The organism is Phenylobacterium sp. (assembly GCF_020402505.1).
Taxonomy (GTDB): Bacteria; Pseudomonadota; Alphaproteobacteria; order Caulobacterales; family Caulobacteraceae; genus Phenylobacterium.
In genome coordinates this window covers 1-23573 of record NZ_JADBZL010000104.1, presented here as the reverse complement: position 1 = coordinate 23573, position 23573 = coordinate 1, and the positions used below count along the sequence as shown (strand labels likewise).

Here is a 23573-nt window from a genome sequence, read left to right as displayed (position 1 = left end):
TCTCCGCCAGGGCCTGGTAGAGATTGAACAGGCCCGGCCCCGAAAGGATGCGCTCGATGGAGGTGCGCCCGAACCGGCCGGTCAGGATGCGCAGGACCTCGATCTCCGTCTCGTCGACCGGGGCGAAGGCGCCATGGCCGCCTTCGCCAGCGACCTCCACGTCTCCCCGTTCCGAGCGGGCCAACCCCGCCACGCCGAAGCCCGTCCCCGCGCCCATCACGACGAGGGGCGCAAAGTCCGCCCCCTGGATGTCAGGCCCGATCCGCCGCAGGGTGTCGGCCGGCAGGAAGGGCGCCGCCAGGGCCTGGGCGGCGAAGTCGTTGATCAGGCGAACGAACTGGAACTCGAAGGCGACGAAGAGCTCGCCCTCCGAGACCCGCCAGCTGTTGTTGGTGAACTGGATCTCGCCATCCACCACCGGCCCGGCTACGGCCAGCACCGCGCGTTCGGGGCGCTTCCGCCCCATGGTCTTCTCCAGGTAGCTGGCGATGACCTCGGTCAGGGACGGAAAGTTGCGCTCGTCATAGGTGACGGGATGGCGGATATGGCCTTCCTCGTCGACCAGGGCGAGGCGGGCGTGGGTGCCGCCGATGTCGCCGACAAGCCCGGTGTACACGTTCTTCAAGGTCTCACCCCGCAGGCGCAGGCGTGCGCCGGTCCAGGCGCGCGGCGAGGGGATTAGCCCAATCCCGGGCGGCTTGCACCCCCTCGTTTGAAGCTCGCCCTCAGCGTCTCAGGGGCGCGTGGGCGATGCGCAGGATGTTGGCGGCCCCGGGCGAGCCCATCGGCAGGCCGGCCAAGATCAGCACCCGGTGTCCGGGGGGGCAGAGCCCCGCCGCCAGGGCCTCGTCCACGGCCACCCGGGCGAGGTCCTCGGGGTCGGTGATGGTGCTGACCACCCGGGCCTCCACGCCCCAGGCCAGGGCCAGGCGGCGGGCGGTGGCGAGGCGCGTGGTCAGGGCCAGGGTCGGCTGGAGCGGGCGCTCCCGCGACAGGCGCAGGGCCGTCTGGCCAGTCGTGGTGAAGGCGGCCAGGCACCCCGTGGAGGCGGAGTCCGCGGCCCGGCGGGCGGCGGCGACCAGGGCGTCGGCGTCAGCGTCCTCCACCGGGTACTCGGCGGCCATCAACTCAGGCCAGCGCGGGTCGCGCTCCACCCGGGTCAGGATCCGGTCCATCATGCCCACGGCCTCAAGGGGATAGTCCCCCGCGGCGGTCTCTGCGGACAGCATGACGGCGTCGACGCCCTCATAGACGGCGGCGGCCACGTCCGAAGCCTCGGCCCGGGTGGGGGTGGGCGAGTGGATCATGGACTCCAGCATCTGGGTGGCCACTATGACCGGGATGCCCCGGGTCCGCGCGGCGCGGACCAGGGTCTTCTGGACCACCGGCACATCCTCGGGCGCCAGCTCCACGCCCAGGTCGCCCCGGGCCACCATGACCGCCTCGGACAGGTCCAGGATCTCGTCCAGGGCCTCCAGGGCGGCGGGCTTCTCGATCTTGGCCAGGACGCCGGCCCGGCCCAGGACGATCTGCCGCAGTTCGGCCATGTCGGCGGCGCGCTGGACGAAGGACAGGGCCACCCAGTCCACGCCCTGGGCGAGGGCGAAGTCGAGGTCCAGCCGGTCCTTCTCGGTCAGGGCGGGGATCGGAATCGCCAGGCCCGGCAGGTTCAGGCCCTTGTGGTCCGACAGGGCCTCGCCGCTGATCACCTCGGTCTCGGCGAAGTCCGGGCCGAAGCGGCCGACCTTCAGCCGCACCTTGCCGTCGTCCAGCAACACGTCGGCGCCGGTCTTCAGGGCGGCGAAGATCTCGGGGTGGGGCACGCAGACCCGGCGGGAATCCCCCGGGGTCGGGTCGCGATCGAGGCGGAAGGCCTGGCCGCGGGTCAGCTCCACCCGCCCCTCGCGGAATTCGCCCAGCCGGATCTTGGGGCCCTGCAGGTCCGCCAGCACCGCCAGCGGCCGACCCACCTCGACCTCCGCCGCCCGTACCCGGGCGATGGCGGTGGCGTGGTCGGCAGGCTCGCCATGGCTGAAATTGACCCGGAAGACGTCGGCGCCCGCCCTGGCCAGGGCGATGATCTGCTCCGACTCACGGGTCGCCGGTCCGAGGGTGGCGACAATGCGGGCTCTGCGGGCGCGAATCATGAGGGGTCCTGGTCTGGGTCGGCCACACCCTTAGCCCTAAACTTTGAAAGGGGTTTAACGACGGGGGGCTTGCTGTCGATCGGAGATCATTTCAGCCTGGTTTCCCCGGTTCCCGATCCCCGCAGACGCACTTTGGCTGGACCGGCAGGGAGAGTCGGCATGAAGCCGTACAAGGTTCGATTCCTTCCACCAGACGGCGGGGATGAGGAATTCTGGAAAATCTTGGCGGCCGCTGTCGGGCATCCCACGTCCGATAAGATGGCGCGGGTCCGCGCTACCTATCGGGATGAACCCGGCCGGGGACTGGTCGAGGCGATCGTCAATAGAGTCCTGGTGGCGTCGGCGGGATTTCGACAGGATCAGGAAGGGGTGGAGATCACCCATATCGCTGTGGCGCCAGGTCGCCAGGGCTCCGGGTACGGACGAGCGCTCGTCGAGGCGATTTCCGGCGCCTATCCCGACCGCCCGCTTCGCGCCGAAACCCACTCCCGCGCCGCGGGTTTCTATCTCAGGATGGGCTTTGCCGTGGAGGCGCTGTAGCCCAAGGCGGGATGGGAACCCCGTTTCAAGTGCACTCGGATCGCAGACGTCGGGCCAGCGCCGCTCTGACCCGGGTACAGAAGTCGATTCCCCTGGGCCGGGGCTCCGGGCCTGAGGGCGTCTGTTGCGGAGCCATCGATCCGCCGGTCCAGGCAGGCCCGCTGAGCGGTTCACCTCCCCCTCAAGAGGTGGAGGAAATCCTGAGCCATTGCTCCCCTGCGGGGGAGCTGTCGGCGAAGCCGACTGAGGGGCCTGCTGAGGGGCCGTGGACAGCCTCACCGCTGTCCCGACCGGCTCAATCTCTACCGACGCCGCACCACCGGGTGGGAGGACGACAGGCCGCCATCCACCGAAATGGCCTGGCCGTTGACGTAGGAGGCGTCGTCCGAGGCCAGGAAGAGGCCGGCGTGGGCGATCTCCGAGGGCACGCCATAGCGGGTCAGGGGGTTGAGCTGGCCGATCTTGGCCTCGTTCCCCCGCGCCCGGGCGCCGTCGAAGATGGGCTTGGTCATGCCGGTCTCGATCAGGCCGGGGCAGATGGCGTTGACCCGAACCCCGGTCCCGTAGAGGTCGTTGGCCGCCGTCTGGGCCAGGTTGATCACGCCCGCCTTGGAGGCCGAGTAGGGCAGGCCGCCGGCGCCTGAGCGGATGCCGGCCACGGAAGCGGTCATGACGATGGAGCCCCGGCCGCGCGGGACCATGACCCGGCTGGCGTGCTTCACCGCCAGGAAGGGGCCGATCAGGTTCACCCTCAGCACCTCGGCCCAGTGGGCGGCGTCCTGGTCCTCGCGCGGGACCGCGCCGCCGGAGATGCCGGCGTTGGCCCAGATGGCGTCGAGGGCGCCGTGCTCGGCGACGGCGCGGTCGACCAGGGCCGAGACGAAGTCTTCCTCGCCGGCGTCCCCGACCAGGGCGAGGGCGATTCCTCCGGCCTCGTGCACCTGGCGGGCGGTTTCCTCGGCGGTGTCGAACTTGTCGGCGATGACCAGCCGGGCCCCCTCGGCGGCGAACAGCAGGGAGGCGGCCCGGCCGATCCCTGAGCCGGCCCCTGTGATGATGACGGATTTTCCGGAAAGACGTCCCATGGGTCAGGCTCCTTGCAGGGGTCAGCCGGCGCGGGCCGCGGCGGCGAGGATGGCGTCGGCGACGATGCCGAACAGGGCGGGGGGCAGGTCGTGGCCCATGCCCTCGATGATCCGGAGCTCCGCCCCGGGAATCTTGGCGGCGGTGTCCCGGCCGCGCTCGGCGGGCAGGACGGGATCGTCCGCTCCATGGAGGACGACGGTGGGGGCGGTGATCCGGGCCAGGCGCGCCGAACGGTCGCCCGTGGCGCCGACGGCCCGCATCTGCCGGCCCGAGCCCGTCGGGTTCCAGGCGCGTTCCGCCTCGGCCCGGGCCCGCTCCGCCAGGGCGCCTTCGGGCCAGGGATAGGCGGGGCTGCCGATCACCAGGGCGTTCTCCACCGCCGCGGCGACATGGGCGTCCGGGTCGGTGGTGAAGTCCGGCGTCGGCTGGGTCAGGACGGCCATGACCCGGGGGCTCGCCTGAGGCAGGCCGGGCGCCGAAGAGGTGGACATGATGGAGGTCAGGGACAGGGTGCGGCGCCCGTGGTCCGCGGCGATGACCTGGCTGATCATCCCGCCCATGGAGACCCCCGCCACATGGGCGGCCTCCACTCCGGCGGCGTCCAGCACCGCCATGGCGTCGGCGGCCATGTCCTCCAGGGTGTAGGCGTCGCCCTCGCCGAACCAGGTGGACAGTCCGGTGTCCCGGTTGTCGAAGCGCAGGGCCCGGTAGCCGGCGTCGACCAGCAGGGTGCAGAAGCCCTCCGGCCAGCGGGTCATCTGCGAGCCAAGGCCGTTGACCAGGAGGATGGCGGGGGCGGAGGGATCGCCGAAGCTCTCCCAGCAGATCCGCACCTCGTCGTTGTTCGCAAAGGGCATGGCCGGCCTCGCCTCAGGGAACCAGGACGACGCGGCCGACGGCGGCGCGGCTTTCGATGTAGGCGTGGGCGGCGGCGGCCTCGGACAGCGGGAAGGTCCGGTCGATCACCACCTCAAGCTCGCCCCGGGCGGCGTCCTCGATCAGGCCCTGGATCATGTCGTGGACCCGGTCGGTCATGATCTCGGCCCCGAGGAAGACCCCCGACAGGCCGCGGTTGCCGCCCATCATGGAGCCGACGTCCACCACCATGGGCTCCCGGCCCGCGGCGCCCACCATCGAGACGCGGCCGCGGTAGGCCAGGCTGTTGATGGAGCCCTGCAGGGTCGAGCCGCCGACGGAGTCCACCACCACGTCGGCGCCGTGGTTGTCGGTCAGGCGGCGCACCTCGCGGGGCACCTCGTTCACGCGGTAGTTGATGCCGGCGGTCATCCCCAGGGGCTTCAGCCGCTCGAGGCGCTCGTCGGAGGAGGCGGTGGCCAGCACCATCTTCGCCCCGGCGCGGCGGGCCAGCTGGATGGCGGCGACGCCGACGCCCGAGGCGCCCGCCTGGACCAGGACGATCTCGCCCGCCTTCATCCGCCCGTACTCGAACAGGCAGTCGTGGGCGGTGCCGAAGGTGACCGGGATGGCCGAGGCCTTGGCGATGTCGTAGCCGTCGGGCACCGGCCAGCAGTTGCGCGCCGGCACGCTGCGCAGGGCGGCGTGGCTGCCGAAGTTGTTCACGGTGGCGACCCTCTGGCCGACCTTCAGGTGGGTGACCTCGGCCCCCACCTCGACGATCTCGCCGGCGGCCTGGTAGCCGACGATGTGGGGCTTGGTCACCAGGGGGCCCCCGAAGCGGTTCAGGGTGTCGCCGCCCTCGATGGCGATGGCCTCGACCCGGATGATCACCCCCTTGGGATGGCAGACGGGGTCCGGGGCGTCCTCGTAGCGCAGGACCTCGGGTCCGCCGTTCTCGTAGTAGACCGCCGCCTTCATGGGCCGCTCCTTGTGTTCTCTCCCCGGGGATCCCGACTTGTCACGGGGCGGGATCGCGGGCAAGCCCGGAGGCAGAGGGATGCCCTGGGGAGACGATCATGGACCTGGCCAAGCCGCGGGTGGACATCGGCATGTCCACCAACAACCTCGGGCCTGTCCTCGCCTTCTGGCAGGGCGAGGCCGGGGTCGCCTTCGACCACCTCCTGCCGATCCGCCGCGGGCAGGACCAGCACCGCCACGACGCCAATGGCTCGGTTCTGAAGATCAACGCCTACGCCGAGCCGGTCCCGGCCGGCGAGCCCACGGGCTACCGCGAGCTCTACCTGGCCCGGGAGGGACTGGCCGGGCCGCGCGCCCTGGGCGACCCGGACGGCAACCGCGTCACCCTGGTCCCGCCCGGCTGGCGCGGGATCACCCAGGCCGGGATCCGCCTGGCCGTGCGCAGCCTCGACGCGCACCGGGCCTTCTATGTGGGCGCCCTGGGCCTTTCCGAGGAGGCCTGGGAGGGCGGGGCCGCCTTCCGGGCCGGCGAGACCCTGCTGATCCTGGAGGAGGCCGCCGACGCCCCCTCCGACGCGACCATGCCGGGCACGGGCTGGCGCTACATCACCTTCCAGGTCTTCCGGGTGGACGCCGAACACGCCCGGGTGCTGGCCGCCGGCGGCCGCGAGGCCATGCCGCCGACCACCCTCGGGACGACCGCGCGCATCTCCATGGTCCGCGACCCCGACGGCAACTGGATCGAGCTGTCTCAGCGCGCTTCCCTCGTCGGGACGCTGGAGGCCGAGTAGGACGGGTCAGGGGCGCGGGCGCAGAAGCGGTCCCGCCGGATCGCCTAGCCCGCGAACGCGCGCACCGCGGCGATCACCTGGTCCTGGACCTCGGGCTCAAGGTAGGGGTGCATGGGCAGGCTGAGCACCTGGCCGCAGAGGGCCTCGGTGACGGGCAGGCCGCCGGGGGCGGGATAGCCGGCGTAGGGGCCCTGGCGATGCAGGGGCAGGGGATAGTAGACGGCGGTCGGGATCTCGGCGGCCTTCAGGTGGGCGGCAAGGCCGTCGCGGTCGGCGCACTTCACCGTGTACTGGGCCCAGGTGCTGCGGCCGCCGGGGATGACCACCGGGGTCTCCACCAGCCCGTCCAGGCCTGCGGCGTAGCGGTCGGCCACCCGGTTCCGAGCCTCGATCTCGTCGGCGAAGATGGTCAGCTTCTGGAGGAGGATGGCGGCCTGCAGGGTGTCCATGCGGGCGTTCATGCCGACCCGCATGTTCAGGTACTTCGGGTCATGGTCGAAGGTCTGCCCCTCGATGTCGGACCTCACCGCCTGGCCGTGCACACGCAGGCTGACCAGCAGGTCGTGGAGGCGCGCGTCCTTGCTCAGCACCGCCCCGCCGTCGCCGTAGGCGCCGAGGGGCTTGGCCGGGAAAAAGGATGTGGTGGCGACGTCCGCCCAGTGGATGGGGTGATGACCGTCCAGGGTGCAGCCGAAGCCCTGGGCGGAGTCGGCGATCAGCTTCAGGCCGTGCCGGCGGGCGATGTCCGCCAGGGCCGGATAGTCCGCCGGCTGGCCGAACAGGCAGACGGCCATGATGGCGCGGGGGGTCAGTCTGCCGGCCGCCTTCACGGCGACGATCGCGGATTCGAGCCGCTCCGGGTCAAGGGTGAAGGTGTCGGGGCGGACGTCCACGAAGACCGGCGAGGCGCCGACCAGGGGCATGACTTCGGCCGTCGCCGCGAAGGTGAAGGAGGGGCAGAAGACCGCGTCGCCGGGACCGATCCCCCAGGCCATCAGGGGGAGCTGCAGGGCCTCGGTGCCCGAGCCGCAGGACAGGACGAAGGGCGCCTGGCCGAAGTCGCCCAGGGCTTTCTCCAGCTCGGCGATCTCGGGCCCCATGATCCAAGCGCCCGAGCGGACAACCTTGAGGATGGCGTCCTCGAGGGGCTGGCCCAGGCGGCGGCGCTGGGCCTGGAGGTCGATGAAGGGAATCGGCATGACGCACCCCGTGCGGGATTAGAGGCGGGCGCTTTTTAGGGGCGCCCGCCCGCAATCGCCAGACACGCTTGTTTTCGCATCGTTTCGGCGCCCGGGCCGCGCCGCCTCAGATCTGCTTGGTGCGGCCTTCCCAGTAGGGGGCCCGGACCTTGTTGCGCTGGATCTTGCCCGCCGCCGACCGGGGCAGGTCGGTGACGAAGTCGAGGCTGCGCGGGACCTTGAACGAGGGCAGGCTGCGCCGGCCGAAGTCGAGGATCTCCTGGGCCAGGGCGTCCGAGGGCGCATAGCCCGGCTTCAGCAGGATCACCGCCTTCACCTGCTCTCCCCACTCGTCGTGGGGCACGCCCACCGTGGCGGAGTCGGCGACGGCCTCATGCTTGATCAACTCGTTATCGACCTCCTGCGGGTAGATGTTCACCCCGCCGGAAATGATGGTCTCGGCGCTGCGGCCGGTGAGGAAGAGGTAGTCGTCCTCGTCGAAATAGCCGACATCGCCCATGGTGAAGAAGCCGTCCACCCGGCTGGCGTTCGTCTTGGCCTCGTCCTTGTAATAGGTGAAGCCGCCGCCGGGGGGCAGCTGGTGGTAGATTCCGCCCGCCTGGCCGTTGGGCAAGTCCTTGCCGTTCTCGTCGAGGATGCGGACCTGGAGCAGGGTCGGCCGCTTGCCGACGCTGCCGGGCTTCTTGAGCCATTCGTCGGAGTCGATGGTGAAGCCGGCGCCGCCCTCTGAGCCCGCATAGTACTCGGACAGAATGGGCCCGAACCAGTCGATCATGGCGTGCTTGACCTCCGGCGGACAGGGCGCAGCGCCGTGGATGATGTACTTCACATGGTCGACCGGATAGCGGGCCTTGACCTCATCGGGCAGGGCCAGGAGCCGCTGGAACATGATCGGCACGAGGTGGAGGTGGGTCACCTTGCGGTCATGGATCGTCCTGAGGACATGCTCGGAGTCCCACTTGTCGATGAAGACCAGGGGCGCGCCGGCGCCCATGGCGGCGCGCACGTCGAAGGCCAGGGGCGCGGCATGGTAGGCCGGGCCTGCGCACATCTGGACGGAGGTGTCGCTGTCGTAGCCGCGCATAAGGTACATGGATGGCGGCGTCGTGACGGGCGCCGGCCTGTGGACGCCCTTGGGCCGGCCGGTGGTGCCCGAAGTGTACATCATGGCGTTGCCGAGGACCGGGTCGTCGATGTCGCCGCCATCGAACGCGTCAAGGGCGGCCTGGTATTCGTCGAAACCTGCGATGTCGCCCGCCGCCGCCAGCTTAACCGCAAGGTCCGGGCAATCTGCGGCGGCCGGGCCTGCCGCGGCGACGCGGGCGTCGGCCACCAGGGCCTTCGCCTCGCAGTCGCGGATGATGTAGGCGATCTCGTCGGCGGTCAGATGCCAGTTGACCGGGGTGATGCGGATCCCCGTTCGCAGGGTGGCGGCCAGGACCTCGACGAACTCGACGCGGTTGGAGCAGACCAGGGCGAGGGAGTCGCCCGCCTTCAGGCCCCGCGCGCGGAGCAGCCGGGCCAGCTTGTTGGCGTTGGCGTTGACCTTGGCGAAGGTGTGGGCGGTTCCGTCGGGGTCGTAGACCGCGACCTTGTCCGGGTGGCGCGCGGCCCAGCAGGCGGTGGTCATGCCCACCAGGCCGGCGGCCTCAAGGCGCGCCATGAACTCAGGATCCAGCAAATCGTTCATTCAAATTCCTCCCAGGAGCCCGGCATTCTGTGGCCAGCGCTCCAAACTCGAATCGCAAGACCACCCGCACTGATCAGGCGACCGGCACCGGAATAGACCCTGGTGTGGGCGCACCCGGCCTGCAGCCGGCACAATAGACAACCGCCGCCGCCGTCGACAACCGACGCCCGTTCGCCGTCCGGGCGTCAGGCTCCCTTCGGGGCTGTCCTACCCCAGGCGAGGGCTCCGGCGGCCGAGGCCATCGCCGAGGCGAAGGTCCCCCAGGCGATGTCGATAAGGCTCACGTGTACCGGCCAGACCGCCAGGGTCGCCTGATTGGTGAGGTCGTAGGTCGCGTAGGCGAAGGCGCCCAGGCTGGCGCCCCGCAGCGCGGCGGCCTTTGGACCGCCGCCAGCCAGGACCGTGGGACGGACCGCCAGCAGGACCAAGCCTGTCACGTACATCAGATAGAAGGCGAACGCGGCGTCCAGCCTCAGGCCGGGCGCCAGTATGGGACCCAACGCCGGTTGGTAGAGTCTCGAGAACATCTGGGTCAGCCAGAGCGCATCCAGGATCCCGAATGCAACGCCGACACCCATCCAGGTCAGAATCCATCTCATGGCGAAACCTCCAGAAATTGAGAGACGCAGGCTGCACCAGACCGGAAGCAACGACCAGTCCTCTCTTGCTCGCGCGCCCCTTGCATCCTTCCCGCCTCTGGGGTCAAAGGTGCCGCCGGAATCTCCTCTCCGGCCATCTGGAGCCCCCCCTTGCCTGACGTCGCGCCCGACGCACCCCCCGCCCGCCGCATCGTCGTGATCGGCGCCGGCGCCGCCGGCCTTTCCGCCGCCTGGCGCCTTGGCGGGGTCGCCGAGGTCACTGTTCTGGAGGCGGAGGGCCGGCTGGGCGGTCACGCCAACACCCTCGACGCGCCCGGGCCAGGCGGCGACACGCCCGTGGACACCGGCTTTATCGTCTACAATGAGGACAACTACCCCAACTTCACCGCCCTGCTGGCTCACCTCGGGGTGGCCAGCCAGCCGGCGGACATGGGTCTGTCCGTGTCCCTGGACAACGGCGAACTCGAGTATTCCTCCAACGCTCTTCTCGCCCAGAAGCGCAACCTGCTCCGTCCGCGTTTCTGGCGCATGATCGCCGATATTCTGCGCTTTTACAGACGGGCGCCGAACGACCTGCGACGGCTGGAGGGCTCAGGGACTCCCCTCGACGCCTATCTCGAGCACGGCCGTTTCGGTCCCGCCTTCCGTGACGACCACCTCCTGCCCATGGCGGCGGCCATCTGGTCGACGCCTCTCGACCGGATCGGCGACTATCCCGCCGCCTCCCTGATCCGCTTCTTCCTCAACCACGGGATGATGAGCGTCGCCGGTCGGGGGCTCTGGCGGACCGTGACGGGCGGGAGCCGGTCCTATGTCCGGAAGCTGGTGGAGGCCGCACGGGCCGACTTCCGCACCGGCGTCCGGGTGGCGGGCCTGTCGCGCACGGAGACCGGCGTTCGGGTCCGGCTGGCGGAGGGCGAGACCCTGAACTTCGACCAAGCGGTGCTGGCCGTGCATGGCGACACTGCTCTGGCCCTGCTGGAGGACCCTGCGCCGGAGGAGTCCGCCCTGCTCGGCGCCTTCCGGTATGCGAAGAACCGGGTCATGCTGCACCGTGATCCCACCCTGATGCCGCGTCGGCGGGCCGCCTGGACCGCCTGGAACCATATCGGCCGCCGGGACAGCCCCGGCGAGGGTCCGGTCACCTACTGGATGACCTATCTGCAAAGCCTCAAAGGCGCCGGCGACCTCTTCGTGACCCTCAATCCTCCGGAGGATTTCAGGCCCGAGAGCCTGATCGCCGAGATCCCCTACGAGCATCCGCTGTACGACGCCGCTGCGATGGAGGCCCAGACCCGGCTCTGGTCGCTGCAGGGGGTGCGGCGGACCTGGTTCTGCGGCTCTTACTTCGGACATGGCTTCCACGAGGACGCGCTGCAGTCGGGGCTTGCTGTCGCCGAGGACATGGGCGCCCCGCGGCGCCCGTGGACCGTTGCCGGCGAGTCGGGGCGCATCCACCTGCCCCGTGTGGCGGGAGGCTGACGGATGACCGCCTCGGGCATCTACGCCGGGGTCGTCAACCACGTCCGCCTGCGGCCGCGGCCGCACCGCCTGCGCTACCGCATCTTCATGCTGCTGCTGGACCTGGACGAGCTCGAGAGCCTCGACACCCGGCTGAAGCGTTTCGCCGTCGGCCGCTTCGCCCTGACCGGATTCTCCCCGAAGGACCATCTCGACCACACCGGCCGAGACCTCAGGGGCCAGGTAAAGGCGATACTGACGGACGCCAACCTCGAGGGCGGGGGGCCGATCCGACTGCTGGCCATGCCCAGGATCCTGGGCGGCGTCTTCAATCCGCTGACGGTCTGGTTTCTGCACCGGCGGGACGGCGACCTCTCGGCGGTGCTCTACGAGGTCCGCAACACCTTCGGTGAGAGCCATAGCTACCTCATCCCCGCGGCGCCGCAGGGCGGGGAAGTCCTCACCCAGTCCATCGACAAGGGATTCTACGTTTCGCCCTTCATGGACATGGACCTGACCTACGCCTTCCGGATCCGGCCGCCGGGCGAAAGGGTCGCGGTGTCCATCGACGTCTCCGACGCCGGGGGGCGCATCCTCACCGCCGCCTTCGCCGGAGAGCGGCGCGAGATGACCGACGCTAACCTGCTGGCGGCCTGGCTGAAGCATCCCATGACCAGCCTGGGCGTCCTGGCGGCCATCCACTGGGAGGCCCTGTGGATGTGGCTGAAGGGCGAGCCGATCCGCCGCCGGCCGCCGCCGCCCGCGTCTCCCGTAACCCTGGCGCCCGCCGCCCTGCCGGAGCCCTGAACGACTTGTCGTGAACCTCTCATTGATTCCCGACGGTCCGCCCCCACCTCAGGGACGGCGTCCCTTGGGTCCTGGAACGGAGACGGCGTTGGCCGAGCTAATCCTGAAGATCATCGCGGTGGGGGGGCTCCTGGGCGTCGCCGCCCTCATGTTCGCCGAGAACCTGTTTCCCCCGATCCCTTCCGAGGTGATCCTGCCCCTTGCCGGATACGCCGCCGCCATGGGCGATCTGTCGCTGGCCGGCGTCATCCTGGCGGCCACCCTTGGCGCCGTGGCGGGCGCCTCCTTCTGGAAATGGGTCGGGCGACGCATACCTGAACCCGGGCTGAGATCCTGGATAGACAGGCACGGCCGCTGGCTGGCCCTGGAAGTCCGCGACCTTGACCAGGCCCAGGCCTTTTTCAGGCGATGGGGCGGCCCGGCCGTCTTCTTCGGACGTCTCGCCCCGGGCATCCGGACCCTCATCTCCCTGCCGGCGGGCGTCCTTCGCATGCCCTGGGGGGTGTTCCTCGCCTGGACGACGGCGGGCACCTTTCTCTGGACCCTGGCCCTCACCCTCGCCGGCGTCTTCCTGGCGTCCCGCCACGACCAGGTCGCCGCCTGGCTGGATCCCGTCACCGAAATCCTGCTCGGCCTCCTGCTGGTCGCCTATCTGTGGCGTGTCTGGAGCCGCAGGCGACGCGACAGGGCCGCCTGACTCCCGCTTGCCAGCTTTGGGCCAAGGCACGAGACTTGGCCGCATGCTGAACCCTCTCCGCCTGCTCCCGCCCCTGCTCGCCGCCCTCCTGGCGGCGTCCCCAGCCGCTTCCGCTGACCGCACCGATCCGGCGCGCCTGTCGGACATCACCCGGGAGCTGGCCTCTGACGCCTACGGCGGCCGCGCACCCGGAACGCCCGGAGAGGCCCTGACAGTGGCCTACCTGGAGCGCGCCTTTCGCGACCTTGGCCTGGAGCCCGGAGGCGAGGCGGGAACCTTCTTCCAGTCCGTCCCGATGATCCGGACCCAATTGGGAGCCGATGGCCGATACGCGGTCACAGGGCCGAAGGGCGAAACCGTGCTGGCGCCGGGTCGGGACATCTCGCTGATCTCCCTCCTTCCCGTGGACCGCGTGACGATCGAGTCCGCCCCGATGGTGTTTGTCGGGTATGGCGTGAACGCCCCGGAACGCGGTTGGGACGACTTCAAAGGTGTCGACCTGAAGGGAAAGGTCGCCGTCTTTCTGATCAACGACCCAGACTTTGAGGCGACCGCCGCCGATCCCGTCGCCGGCCGATTCGGCGGCCGGGCGGCCACCTACTACGCCCGCTGGACCTATAAGTTCGAGGAGGCGGTGCGGCGCGGCGCCGTGGCCGCCCTGATCGTCCACCAGACCGAGGGCGCCGGCTATGGGTGGTCGACTGTCCTGGCCTCGGGGGGCGAGGGTTATGACCTTGCGCGGGCAAAGCCATCGGCTGAGCGCCTGCCCCTGCAGGGATGGCTCAAGGCCGAGGCGTCGACCCGGTTGTTCGCCGCCGCCGGTCTCGACCTGGAGGCCCTGCGCCGCCAGGCCCGCTCGTCAGACTTCCGGCCCGTGGTGATGAAGGACCTGGCCTTCTCGGCCTCTGTCGCGGTGAGCTTCAGCCGGTTCGAGAGTCCCAATGTGATCGCCCGGCTCCCGGGCCGGAAGCGACCGGACGAGAGCATCATGATCGCCGCCCACTGGGACGCCTATGGCGAGGGACCGGCCGACGCCCAGGGGCGGCGCATCCGGCCCGGCGCCGTCGACGACGCCCTGGGCGTGGCCGGGGTGCTGGAGGCGGCGCGCCTGCTCAAGGCCGGGCGGCGACCCGAACGTTCGGTCCTGTTCGCCCTCTGGACCGCAGAAGAGCGCGGCCTGCTGGGCTCAGAGTTCTACGGCGCCCGCCCGACCGCACCCCTCGACAGAATGGCGGCCAACTTGACCCTCGACGTCCTGCAGACCTCAGGACCGTCGCGCGATGTCGTGCTCGTCGGTGCGGGACAGTCAGAACTGGACGACTTCCTGGCAGAGGCGGCCCGACTGCAAAAGAGGACCGTCACCCCCGATGCCAAGCCAGAGCGGGCTCTGTTCTTCCGGGCCGACCACTTCAGCCTCGCCCGGCGCGGCGTGCCCGCGCTGCTGCTGATGGGGCTGGGCGGCGGCGCCGACCTCGTTCAGGGCGGCCGCGCTGCAGGGGACGCCTGGGTCACCCGGTACACTGACGACTGCTATCACAAGACCTGCGATGCCTGGAGCCCGGACTGGGACCTGCGCGGCGCGGCGGAGGATGTCGACCTCGTGGTGGACATGACGCGGCGCCTGGCCCGCGTCGGCGTCTGGCCCGACTGGCGGCCCGGCTCGGAGTTCGCCCGGATCCGGGCGGAGAGCGCCGCCGCGCGCCGGCGCTGAAGGCTGCGGCGGCATCCGGACGTCACCGGACGTTGCGGAAACCTTCGATCAGGACCATCTTCCGGCCCTGGCCGCGACCGCGCGGCGCCCGGACCGGAGCTTCCGACGTGACCTTCTCCCGCAAGACCCTCTCGCGACTTTTCCTCGTCGCTGCGGCGCCCCTCTTTCTCGCCGCCTGCGGCGTCAACGCCATTCCCACCAAGGAGGAGGCGGCCAAGGCCCAATGGGCGGAGGTGCAGAACCAGTACCAGCGCCGGGCGGACCTGATCCCCAACCTGGTCGAGACCGTAAAGGGCTTCGCCGCCCAGGAACGCAACGTCCTGACCGAGGTGACAGAGGCGCGGGCCTCGGCCACGCAGGTCAAGATCGATGCGGAGACTCTGACCGACCCGGCGAAGTTCCAGCAGTATGCCGCCGCCCAGGACCGGCTTTCCGGGGTGCTTGGACGCCTGATGATGATTCAGGAACGCTACCCGGACCTGAAGTCCAACCAGAACTTCCTGGCCCTGCAGTCGCAGCTTGAGGGCACGGAGAACCGCATCGCCATCGCCCGCCGCGACTACAACGAGGCCGTTCGCAGCTACAACCTCGAGTTCAAGACCTTCCCGAACTCCTTCTGGACGGTGGTCCACCGCAACTCGAAGCCGATGCAGCTGTTCGCAGCCTCCGAGGCCGCCCAGGCGGCCCCGTCGGTCAGCTTCAGCCCGGCCGCGCCAGCGGCGCCCTCCGTCGCCGCAACGCCCGCGCCTGCGCCGGCCCAATGATGCGCCTGAGGGCTCCGGCCGCGAGAGCCGCCGCGGCCCCCGGAGACATCCTCCGCCAGGCCGGCCTCCGGCTCGCCTGGATCGGGATGGCCCTCGCCCTCCTGGTTCCGGGGGCCCTCCTGGTTCCGGGAGCGGCCCTGGCGGCGCCGACCTTCCCGGCCCTCACTGGCCGTGTGGTGGACCAGGCGAACCTCCTGTCGCCCGAGGCGGAGCGGACGCTCGACGCCCGTCTGAAGGCCCTGGAGGACTCCACGGGCCGGCAGATGGTGGTGGCCACCCTTCCCGATCTGCAGGGCTATCCCATCGAGGACTACGGCTACCAGCTGGGGCGCGCCTGGGGTATCGGCGACGCCAAGCGTGACGACGGGGTCCTCCTGATCGTCGCCCCCAATGACCGCCGGGTCCGTGTGGAGGTGGGCTACGGGCTTGAGCCCGTGCTCACCGACAGCCTGAGCTCGGTCATCATCCAGACCCAGATCGTTCCCGCCTTCCGCAGGGGCGACATGGAGGGCGGCATCCTTGCGGGCGCTGCGGCCATAGCCGACCAGCTGGCCCTGCCTGAGGGTGAGGCGAGGGCGAACGTCAAGAAGGCCGAGACGGCGGCCCAGGAGGGTGGGGGTTCTCCCCTCGTGACGCTTATCGTCCTGGCCCTCATCCTGTGGGTTCTGGTGGCGGTTATGCGCGGCGGCGGCCGGTCCGCGCGGGCCTTCCGGCGCGCCGGGCTGGGCGGCCCGGTGATCCTGCCGCCCCTTGGCGGCTGGGGTCGCGGCGGCGGTGGTTTCGGAGGCGGGGGGTTCGGCGGCGGCGGTGGCGGGTTTGGCGGCGGCGGATCTTCGGGGAGCTGGTGACATGCTGACGGATGGAGAACGCGAACGTGTTGCTGCTGCAGTGGCCCGCGCCGAGGCGGCCACCCGTGGGGAAATCTTCTGCATTGTCGCCCCGGACTGTGGCGACTACCGGGAGACGCCCCTGGCCGTGGCCGCCTTTGCGGCCCTGGCGGCGCCGGTTCTGCTCCTTGCAGGCGGCTTACATGTCACCGTGCCCGGCCTCATCCAGGGCGGCTGGACAGCTACGTCCGTGGGCGCCGCAGCCGGCGTCGCGGCGACGGAGGCGGTAATGGGCGTCATCCTGCTACAGGTCTTCCTGTTCCTCCTGGTCCTGATGGTGGCCTGGCTGCCACCCGTGCGACGTCTGCTGACTCCCGTCAGCCTGAAGCGCGACCGTGTCCGGCGCCGGGCCTACGAGCAGTTTCTGTCCAAGAACCTTCAGGCGACCCGTGAGAGGACAGGCGTCCTGATCTTCGTGTCCGAGTGGGAACGGATGGCTGAGCTCATCGCCGACGAGGGCGTCGCCTCGCGGGTCGACCCGGGGATCTGGGATGAGGCCATGTCGAAACTGATCGCGGGCGTCAAGGCGGGGCGGGCGGTGGAGGGATTCGAGGCCGCGGTCGAGATTTGCGGCGGCGTGCTTGCAGAGCACTTCCCGCCGCGCGACCGCGACAATCCCAATGAACTGCCCGACCATGTCGTCGTAATTCGGTAGTCCGGCGACTGGCGCTCAACCCTCCCGCAGACTACATCAGTTCTAGGGAGAACATGGAGCGCGGGCATGGCCTACACCCTCAGCGTCAACGGTCGCACACGTCGGGTCGACGTTGAGCCGGACACACCCCTGCTCTGGGTTCTCCGGGACACCCTGGGCATACTTGGACCCAAGTTCGGCTGCGGGATCGCCCAGTGCGGCGCTTGCACCGTGCACATCGATGGGGCCCCCGTCCGCTCCTGCGCCCTTCCCATTGACGCGGTGGGCAAGGGCCGGGTGACGACGATCGAGGCAATCGGCGACAATGAGGTCGGCGCCCGGGTCCAGAAGGCCTGGTCAGAGCTGGATGTCGCCCAGTGCGGCTACTGCCAACCCGGCCAGATCATGTCCGCCACGGCCCTGCTGGCCGCCAACCCCCGGCCCAACGCCGAGGAGATCGACGCGGCCATGTCGGGGAACATCTGCCGCTGCGCCACCTACATCCGGATCCGCGCCGCCGTACGCCGGGCCTCCGGCCAGCCCGAGGAGGCCTGATCATGGCGGATGGTTCTCAGACCGGCGCCTCGCGGCGCGACGTCATCCAGCTTGCCGCCGGCGGCGGCGGGCTGATGCTGGGGTTCGCCCTGACCGGCAAGGGCGAGGCCGCCCAGACCGGTCCGGCGAGGCTCAACACCTACGTCACGGTCCGCCCGGACGGCTGGGTCGAGGTGGTCAGCAAGAATCCCGAGGTGGGGCAGGGAGTGAAGACCTCCATGCCCATGATCATTGCAGAGGAGATGGACGCCGACTGGGACAAGGTGCGCACCCTCCAGGCGGTTTCCGATCCCGCCCAGTTCGGGCGCCAGTTCGCCGGTGGATCTCTCTCGATCCCCTTGCACTGGGATGAGTTGCGCCGGGTCGGCGCGACGGCCCGGGCCCTGCTGATCGCCGCCGCCGCCAAGTCCTGGGGCGTTGAGCCCTCAACCTGCGCCACGGAACCGGGCCGGGTGGTCCACAAGGCCTCCAACCGGTCTGCGGGCTATGGATCTCTCGCCGCCGCCGCCGCCGCCCTTCCCGCGCCGGATCCCCAGACCCTGAAGCTGAAGGATCCTTCGGAGTACCGGATCATCGGCCGGTTCATCCCGCAGGTGGACACCCCCGCCATCGTGACGGGCAAGCCCCTGTTCGGCATCGATATCGTCCTGCCCGGCATGCTGTTCGCCACCTTCGAGAAGGCGCCGGTGTTCGGCGCGGGGGTGGAGTCCGCCGATCTCGACGCGGCGCGGGCGATGAAGGGCGTCCGGAAGGCCTTCGTGGTCGAGGGCTCCGGCGGTCTGGAAGCGCTCGCCCCCGGCGTCGCCGTCGTGGCGGACAGCTGGTGGCGCGCCCTCAAGGCGCGCGAGAAACTGAACACCCGCTGGAAGGCCTCCGAAGCGAGCCAGATGTCCAGCCGCCGTTTCGAGGAGATGGCGGCTGGTTCGGCGCAGTCCGCCGCCAACAAGGTCGTCCGTCATGACGGCGATGTCGACGCTGCGCTGAAGTCGGCCTCAAAGACGATCGAGGCCGAATACGCCTACCCCTACATCTCCCATGCGAACCTGGAACCCCAGAACTGCACCGCCCGGTTCCTGAACGGAAAAATGGAGATCTGGGCGCCGACTCAGAACCCGGAGCCCGGTCGCCAGCTTGTCGCCAAGACCCTGGGCCTGAAGCCCGAAGACATCACCGTCCACATTATCCGGGCCGGAGGCGGTTTCGGGCGCCGGCTGTCCAATGAGTACATGGTCGAGGCGGCCTGGATCGCCCGCGAGGCCGGGGCTCCCGTCAAGCTGATCTGGACCCGCGAAGATGACATGCGCCATGGCTTCTACCGCCCCGCGGGCTGGCACCGCTTCAAGGGCGGCCTCGACGCTCAGGGACGGATCATCGCCTGGGAGGATCACTTCATCACCCCCGGCTCCTCAGACGGACAGCCGGGCAGGTCGGCGGGCATGGCGGCGACGGAGTTCCCGGCCCGGTTCACGCCCAACTTCCGTTACAACCTCTCCGTCCTGCCCATTTCAGTTCCCACGGGACCGCTGAGGGCGCCTGGCTCCAACGCCATCTCCTTTGCGGTGCAGGGCTTCATCGACGAACTGGCCCACGCCGCCGGGGCCGATCCGGTGGACTTCCGCCTGAAGCTCCTGGGCGATTTCGGACTTGTCGGGACCCCCGGTCGCGATGGCTACGACGCGGCGCGCATGCGCGGGGTCCTGAAGAAGGTGGCCGAGGTCTCCGGCTGGGGGCGGACGAAGATGGCCCCGCGCCAGGGACAGGGCGTCGCCTTCCACTTCAGCCACATGGGCTACTTCGCCCAGGTGGTGCAGGTCCGCGTCGCCCAGGACGGTCAGATCAAGGTCGAAAAGGTCTGGGTGGCGGGCGATGTGGGCCGCCAGATCGTCAATCCGTCCGGCGCGATCCAGCAGGTGCAGGGCTCTGTCCTGGATGGCCTGTCTGGGGCTCTCGGCCAGGAGATCACCCTGGAGAACGGTGCGGTCGTCCAGGGTAATTTCGACAGCTACCGCCTGATGCGCATCAACGAGGCTCCGCCGGTCGACGTGCATTTCGTTCTCTCGGACAACCCGCCGACGGGGCTTGGTGAGCCGGCCCTCCCGCCCGCGCCGCCGGCTCTCTGCAACGCCATCTTCGCGGCGACCGGAAAGCGCGTCCGCCGCCTTCCCGTGGACCCGGCCCTGCTCGCGGTCGGCTGACCCCGCCCCGGGTCAGTGCGGGATGTAGGTGCGCAGGACGTCCTCGATGATGCGCTCGAGCTGCTCGAGCGTATTGCAGGTCTTGGCCACATGGCAGAACCGCTCATAGCGGTTCATGACGCTGTCGCCCTGGCTCCAGTAACTGTCCGGCTCGGGGTTCAGCCAGATCACCGCCCGTGACCGCTGCTGGATGGTGGCCAGGATGTCGAGGCGGGGGTTGGCGTAGTTCGTCCGGGCGTCGCCGAGGAGGATCACCGTCGTGTGGCGGTCGATCCGGTCCATGTGCTGGTCGGCGAAGTCCTCCAGCGCCTTGCCATAGTCAGTCTGCTGGAAGCCGATCTGCTTGAGGACCTCCAGGATGGCGGTTTCCACCGGGTGGTCGTCCAGCACCTTGTTCACGCTGATCAGCCGACCGGAGAAGGCGAAGGCGTCGAGGCGGTCCACGACTTCGTTCAGGGAATAGAGGAAGGTCAGCAGGAACTGGGCTGCGGCGGCCACGGACTTGGAGACGTCGCAGATGGCGACGATGGACGGCTTGTCCACCTTCTTGGTCTTGAAGACGATGTCGAAGGGCATGCCGCCATAGCCCATGGACTTTCGCAGGGTGCGCCGGACGTCCAGGTGGCCGGTCCAGGCGACGTTCCGGCGGCGCGAGTAGCGGTCGGCCAGGCGCTTGGCCATGCGCTTGACCAGGGTCTGCATCATGGCCAGGTCGACAGGATCAATCCCACCCTCGGCGTTCAGCGCCTTGCGGGCCAGCATCTCCTCGCGGAGCCTCTTGCCGCTGCCGGCGGCGTAGAGCTCATGCTGGCGCTCGACATAGGCCGTCGCCTGGGCGTTCAGCGCCTTGCGGGCGGCTTCAAGCCGGTCCGCCGCCGCCTCTCCGGGCCCGCCAAGCCTCCGGGCGGCGGCCACGATTCGCTCGATCTCCGATACGCCCATCTCCTCAAGCAGGCGGCGGGTCAGCCGGGCCCTCTGGGTCGACAGGCGGATCCTGGAGACCTCGGCGCGCTCTGCAGCGGCCTCCATGGCCTGGGCAAGGGCGGCGCCGTCCCCGGTGAGGAGCATCCGGGCCAGCTCGGACTCCAGGGCCTCCGGCGGCAGGCCCTCCATCGGGTCCCCACCGGTCCCGCCGGGGGGCGGCAAGGGGGTCACGGCGTCGCTCCGGCGATCGAAGAAGGTGTCGAACACGGCCTCGAAGCGCGCCACTTCCTCCCCCGACTTGGCCAGGGTGGCGCAGAGGGCGTCGCGGAAGAGCTCCCGGTCGGCGAAGCCGACGACCTCCACCGTCCGGTGGGCGTCGATCGCCTCCGCCGGGGAGACCCGGACATCCGCCGCCCGGAGGGCGCGGAAGAAATCCTCGAGGGCCGCCTGCACCGTCGCCTCAGCCGGCCGGCTGGCGAAGGAGCTCGGCGATCTGGGGCTCCACGGCCGCGATGTCCTGCTCGAACTTCAGGAGGACGTTCAGCGTGTCGCGGACCACCTCGCCCTCAAGCGCGCCGGCGTTCAGCAGGATCAGGGCCCGGGCCCAGTCCACCGTCTCCGAGATCGACGGCGACTTGCGCAGGTCCAGGCCGCGGAGGGACTGGACGAAGCCCACCAGCTGTCGGTTCAGCCGCTCCTCCGCCCCCGGCACGCGGCTGGCGACGATCCTCTGCTCGAGGGCGGCGTCGGGCAGGGGAATGTGCAGGTGCAGGCAGCGCCGCTTCAGGGCGTCCCCCAGGTCGCGGACATTGTTCGAGGTCAGGAAGACGATCGGCGGGGTCTCCGCCTTGAGGACGCCGATCTCGGGGATGGAGACCTGGTAGGCGGACAGAACCTCCAGAAGGAAGGCCTCGAAGGCCTCGTCCGACTTGTCGATCTCGTCGATCAGCAGGACGCAGCCCGCGCGCTCCTGCAGGGCCTTCATCAGGGGTCGGGGCTCCAGGAAGGGCTCCGAGAAGAACAGGTCGCCCATGCCGTGGAGGCGGTCCATGGCCGCGTCCATGCTGGGTGCATCCGACAGGGCCTCTCCCATGCGATCCTTCAGGATCTGGGTGTAGAGGAGTTGCTTGCCGTACTTCCACTCATAAAGGGCCTTGGACTCGTCCAAGCCCTCGTAACACTGCATCCGGATCAGCGGCAGACCGAGGAGGGCGGCGGTGGACAGGGCCAGTTCGGTCTTGCCGACGCCTGCCGTGCCTTCCACCAGGATCGGCTTCTGCAGCTTGACCGCCATGTAGAGGGCGGTGGCGATCCGGCGGGAGGCGATGTAGCCCACTCCGTTCAGGCCCGAGGTCAGGGCCTCGACGGAGGCGAGGTGGGGAGAAAGGGCGGCGTCGAAGGCCGCATCCGGAGAAGAGGTCAAAGCATCAAACTTTCAGAATCGACGGCGAATGCCCGCTGGCGCCGGAAACAATGGCGGTAGCTTGCCCGTGGCGCGAGGGCCGGGGCAAGCGCCGAATGCGGGTCAGCCGAAGCCGTAGGGCCTGTAGGGCCCGAGGATGAGCTGTTCGAAGACCCCCATGCCCCGGACCGGAGCCTCGCCGGGCAGGGTCAGGGTCACATGGGACAAGGCCTGGATGTGCAGGTTCTCGGGGCTCAGATAGTTCACGCCCGACAGGTCGATGTCCTCGCGCTCCACCGCCAGCTCGCCCTTGTAGCCGCCGTGGCGCCACTGTGGATGCCCATAGCCGATGCCGCGCATCAGGAAGGTCAGGAAGGGTTGGAAGGCCACCTTCGCCGAACCCTGGGCCAGGGGGATGGCGAGAGTGGCGCTGGCGATGTGCTTGGTCCCCGGGATCATGACCACGTCCTCCATGGCCGCCTCGCCGGTATGCCGCCCCCCGCCAGGGCCGGCGCCGTCCGGCAGGATCACGGCGCGTGTGTTCCAGGCCTCCCCGTCTGCGTCCGCATTGACGTGGAAGAAGACGCTTCGGTCGGGGAAGTTGAGCGGCGTCCACTGCCAGAAGAAGCTCGGAATCTGGTTGGGGACGACGGGCTGGGCATCGGGGGCGCCGACCGGCCGGACGCCCCAGGACCGGTCCCGCGTCCCGACCGAGCCCGGCGCGAGCTCCCGGCGGAGCCCGTCGACCTCGATCCATCCGGACACCCGGACGTTCACCGTCAGCCGGGTATAGTCCATGAAGGCCCGGGGGCCGTTGCGGTAGATGAAGCGCGGTTCCTCGATCGGGAAGGACCGTCCCTCGAAGGTCAGGTCGGCGGCGATGCCGTTGCTGGGCTCCACCACGACCCGGAGGACCTTAAGGGGCTCGACGACCTCGATCCGGATCGGGCCTGCCGAGATGTCCATGCGCTCCATGTTGAGGATGCGCGAGGCGTGCAGGCAGTGCTCCACCCCGTCCCGGATGACCGAGAAGTGGGCGTCGGCGATGTTCAGGTGCGGATAGACGCCGAAGGCGACGGCGAAGAACTCGGTTCCGTCCGGCTGATAGCCGTTGAAGAAGTACCGGTCGTAGAAGTTCCGGTCGGTTCCCGAGAAGGCGATCGGCTCGGGGGTCTGGTGGATCGGAAAATCGTCGCCTTTGGTCAGCATGGGCTCTCCCTGACGGGTCGGCGCCCGCCTATCTCTCGTCTTGGAAGCGCCGCTTGCGGGCGCCTTCTGACAGGCAGTATCAGTTGCAGCAGAACAAGGCGACACTTGGCGGGCGCCTCCCGCCGGCGCCCGTGGAGAACAGCATGCCCCATGCCGACGTGAGGATACCGGACGCCTACGCTCAGACTCTCGTGGACCCTGTCGCCTATGCGGATGGTCGGGTCTTCCAGACCTATGACTGGCTCAGGGCGAACCAGTCCCTCGGCCGCGCCGAGGTCGAAGGTGTGGACCCCTTCTGGGTGGTCACCCGTCATGCGGACATCCTGGAGATCAGCCGACAGAACGATCTGTTCCTGAACGGCGACAAGTCCCCGACCCTGGTCAGCCAGGAGGCTGACGCCCGGATCCGCGAGATGATGGGCGGCAGCCCGCACCTCCT

At 69.7% G+C, this 23573-nt stretch carries 22 protein-coding genes and 1 pseudogene; 12 read left to right on the top strand and 11 right to left on the bottom strand.

Annotated features, from left to right (window positions below; translation table 11 throughout):
- Together IM632_RS08225 and pyk are read right to left on the bottom strand one after the other, a co-directional pair.
- Nucleotides 1-616: ROK family protein (locus tag IM632_RS08225; RefSeq protein WP_296552199.1), on the bottom strand; the 616-nt coding region annotated here is incomplete at its 3' end.
- 109 nt (nucleotides 617-725) lie between these two features.
- Entirely contained in the window at nucleotides 726-2147 is a 1422-nt protein-coding gene (gene pyk / locus IM632_RS08220) for a pyruvate kinase (protein WP_296547542.1), read from the bottom strand.
- A gap of 159 nt (nucleotides 2148-2306) precedes the next feature.
- Between pyk and IM632_RS08215 the strand changes: the two genes are divergently transcribed.
- Nucleotides 2307-2687: a GNAT family N-acetyltransferase gene (locus tag IM632_RS08215; protein WP_296483602.1), complete on the top strand. Its 381-nt coding sequence runs from the start codon at nucleotides 2307-2309 to the stop codon at nucleotides 2685-2687.
- Nucleotides 2688-2989: 302 nt separating this feature from the next.
- Here the strand turns inward: IM632_RS08215 and IM632_RS08210 are convergent, their stop codons facing one another.
- Genes IM632_RS08210 through IM632_RS08200 form a run of 3 tightly spaced genes read right to left on the bottom strand, consistent with a single transcriptional unit; the run spans nucleotide 2990 to nucleotide 5609 of the window.
- Nucleotides 2990-3772, bottom strand: a complete 783-nt coding sequence (locus IM632_RS08210; protein ID WP_296483599.1) for an SDR family NAD(P)-dependent oxidoreductase — start codon at nucleotides 3770-3772, stop codon at nucleotides 2990-2992.
- 21 nt (nucleotides 3773-3793) lie between these two features.
- Nucleotides 3794-4630 carry an alpha/beta hydrolase gene (locus IM632_RS08205; protein WP_296502467.1) on the bottom strand — a complete coding sequence of 279 codons (837 nt, stop codon included), beginning with the start codon at nucleotides 4628-4630 and terminating at the stop codon, nucleotides 3794-3796.
- Nucleotides 4631-4643: 13 nt separating this feature from the next.
- Entirely contained in the window at nucleotides 4644-5609 is a 966-nt protein-coding gene (locus IM632_RS08200; RefSeq protein WP_296483592.1) for a zinc-binding alcohol dehydrogenase family protein, read from the bottom strand.
- Between the two features lie 98 nt (nucleotides 5610-5707).
- Here IM632_RS08200 and IM632_RS08195 point away from each other — a divergent pair, with 98 nt between their 5' ends.
- Nucleotides 5708-6400, top strand: coding sequence for a VOC family protein (locus IM632_RS08195; RefSeq protein ID WP_296483589.1), 693 nt, complete (start codon nucleotides 5708-5710; stop codon nucleotides 6398-6400).
- A 44-nt stretch (nucleotides 6401-6444) separates the two neighbouring features.
- Here IM632_RS08195 and IM632_RS08190 read toward each other — a convergent pair whose 3' ends face one another.
- The 3 genes from IM632_RS08190 to IM632_RS08180 form a co-directional block, all read right to left on the bottom strand.
- Nucleotides 6445-7599 carry a DegT/DnrJ/EryC1/StrS aminotransferase family protein gene (locus IM632_RS08190; RefSeq protein ID WP_296483587.1) on the bottom strand — a complete coding sequence of 385 codons (1155 nt, stop codon included), beginning with the start codon at nucleotides 7597-7599 and terminating at the stop codon, nucleotides 6445-6447.
- 106 nt (nucleotides 7600-7705) lie between these two features.
- A complete protein-coding gene (locus IM632_RS08185) occupies nucleotides 7706-9289 on the bottom strand; it encodes an AMP-binding protein (protein ID WP_296498062.1) in 1584 nt (527 codons plus the stop codon).
- 185 nt (nucleotides 9290-9474) lie between these two features.
- A complete protein-coding gene (locus IM632_RS08180) occupies nucleotides 9475-9888 on the bottom strand; it encodes a DUF2177 family protein (protein ID WP_296479720.1) in 414 nt (137 codons plus the stop codon).
- 150 nt (nucleotides 9889-10038) lie between these two features.
- On the opposite strand from IM632_RS08180, the gene IM632_RS08175 reads away from it, so the two are divergent.
- The 9 genes from IM632_RS08175 to IM632_RS08135 all read left to right on the top strand — a co-directional run bounded on the left by IM632_RS08175 (nucleotide 10039) and on the right by IM632_RS08135 (nucleotide 19599).
- Nucleotides 10039-11370: an FAD-dependent oxidoreductase gene (locus IM632_RS08175; protein ID WP_296479719.1), complete on the top strand. Its 1332-nt coding sequence runs from the start codon at nucleotides 10039-10041 to the stop codon at nucleotides 11368-11370.
- A 3-nt stretch (nucleotides 11371-11373) separates the two neighbouring features.
- On the top strand, nucleotides 11374-12156 hold the full coding sequence (locus IM632_RS08170; RefSeq protein ID WP_296479718.1) for a DUF1365 domain-containing protein: 783 nt from the start codon (nucleotides 11374-11376) through the stop codon (nucleotides 12154-12156).
- Nucleotides 12157-12244: 88 nt separating this feature from the next.
- Nucleotides 12245-12853: a DedA family protein gene (locus tag IM632_RS08165; RefSeq protein ID WP_296479717.1), complete on the top strand. Its 609-nt coding sequence runs from the start codon at nucleotides 12245-12247 to the stop codon at nucleotides 12851-12853.
- A gap of 43 nt (nucleotides 12854-12896) precedes the next feature.
- Nucleotides 12897-14564, top strand: coding sequence for a M28 family metallopeptidase (locus IM632_RS08160; RefSeq protein ID WP_296479716.1), 1668 nt, complete (start codon nucleotides 12897-12899; stop codon nucleotides 14562-14564).
- Between the two features lie 107 nt (nucleotides 14565-14671).
- Complete coding sequence (locus tag IM632_RS08155; protein ID WP_293520501.1) at nucleotides 14672-15328, top strand: LemA family protein; 657 nt, start codon at nucleotides 14672-14674, stop codon at nucleotides 15326-15328.
- A gap of 86 nt (nucleotides 15329-15414) precedes the next feature.
- Entirely contained in the window at nucleotides 15415-16176 is a 762-nt protein-coding gene (locus IM632_RS08150) for a TPM domain-containing protein (RefSeq protein ID WP_293512749.1), read from the top strand.
- A 1-nt stretch (nucleotide 16177) separates the two neighbouring features.
- A complete protein-coding gene (locus tag IM632_RS08145; RefSeq protein WP_296479715.1) occupies nucleotides 16178-16870 on the top strand; it encodes a TPM domain-containing protein in 693 nt (230 codons plus the stop codon).
- Nucleotides 16871-16936: 66 nt separating this feature from the next.
- Complete coding sequence (locus IM632_RS08140; RefSeq protein WP_296479714.1) at nucleotides 16937-17404, top strand: (2Fe-2S)-binding protein; 468 nt, start codon at nucleotides 16937-16939, stop codon at nucleotides 17402-17404.
- Between the two features lie 2 nt (nucleotides 17405-17406).
- Entirely contained in the window at nucleotides 17407-19599 is a 2193-nt protein-coding gene (locus IM632_RS08135) for a molybdopterin cofactor-binding domain-containing protein (RefSeq protein ID WP_296479713.1), read from the top strand.
- Nucleotides 19600-19611: 12 nt separating this feature from the next.
- Here IM632_RS08135 and IM632_RS08130 read toward each other — a convergent pair whose 3' ends face one another.
- From IM632_RS08130 to IM632_RS08120, 3 genes are all read right to left on the bottom strand, one after another.
- A complete protein-coding gene (locus IM632_RS08130) occupies nucleotides 19612-20976 on the bottom strand; it encodes a VWA domain-containing protein (protein WP_296479712.1) in 1365 nt (454 codons plus the stop codon).
- A 7-nt stretch (nucleotides 20977-20983) separates the two neighbouring features.
- The gene (locus IM632_RS08125) at nucleotides 20984-21946 is read right to left on the bottom strand and encodes a MoxR family ATPase (RefSeq protein WP_296479711.1); all 963 of its coding nucleotides are present in this window, start codon (nucleotides 21944-21946) and stop codon (nucleotides 20984-20986) included.
- A gap of 102 nt (nucleotides 21947-22048) precedes the next feature.
- Nucleotides 22049-23134, bottom strand: coding sequence for a hypothetical protein (locus IM632_RS08120; RefSeq protein WP_296479710.1), 1086 nt, complete (start codon nucleotides 23132-23134; stop codon nucleotides 22049-22051).
- A 143-nt stretch (nucleotides 23135-23277) separates the two neighbouring features.
- On the opposite strand from IM632_RS08120, the pseudogene IM632_RS08115 reads away from it, so the two are divergent.
- Nucleotides 23278-23573, top strand: a pseudogene (locus IM632_RS08115) (cytochrome P450); the annotation flags it as partial.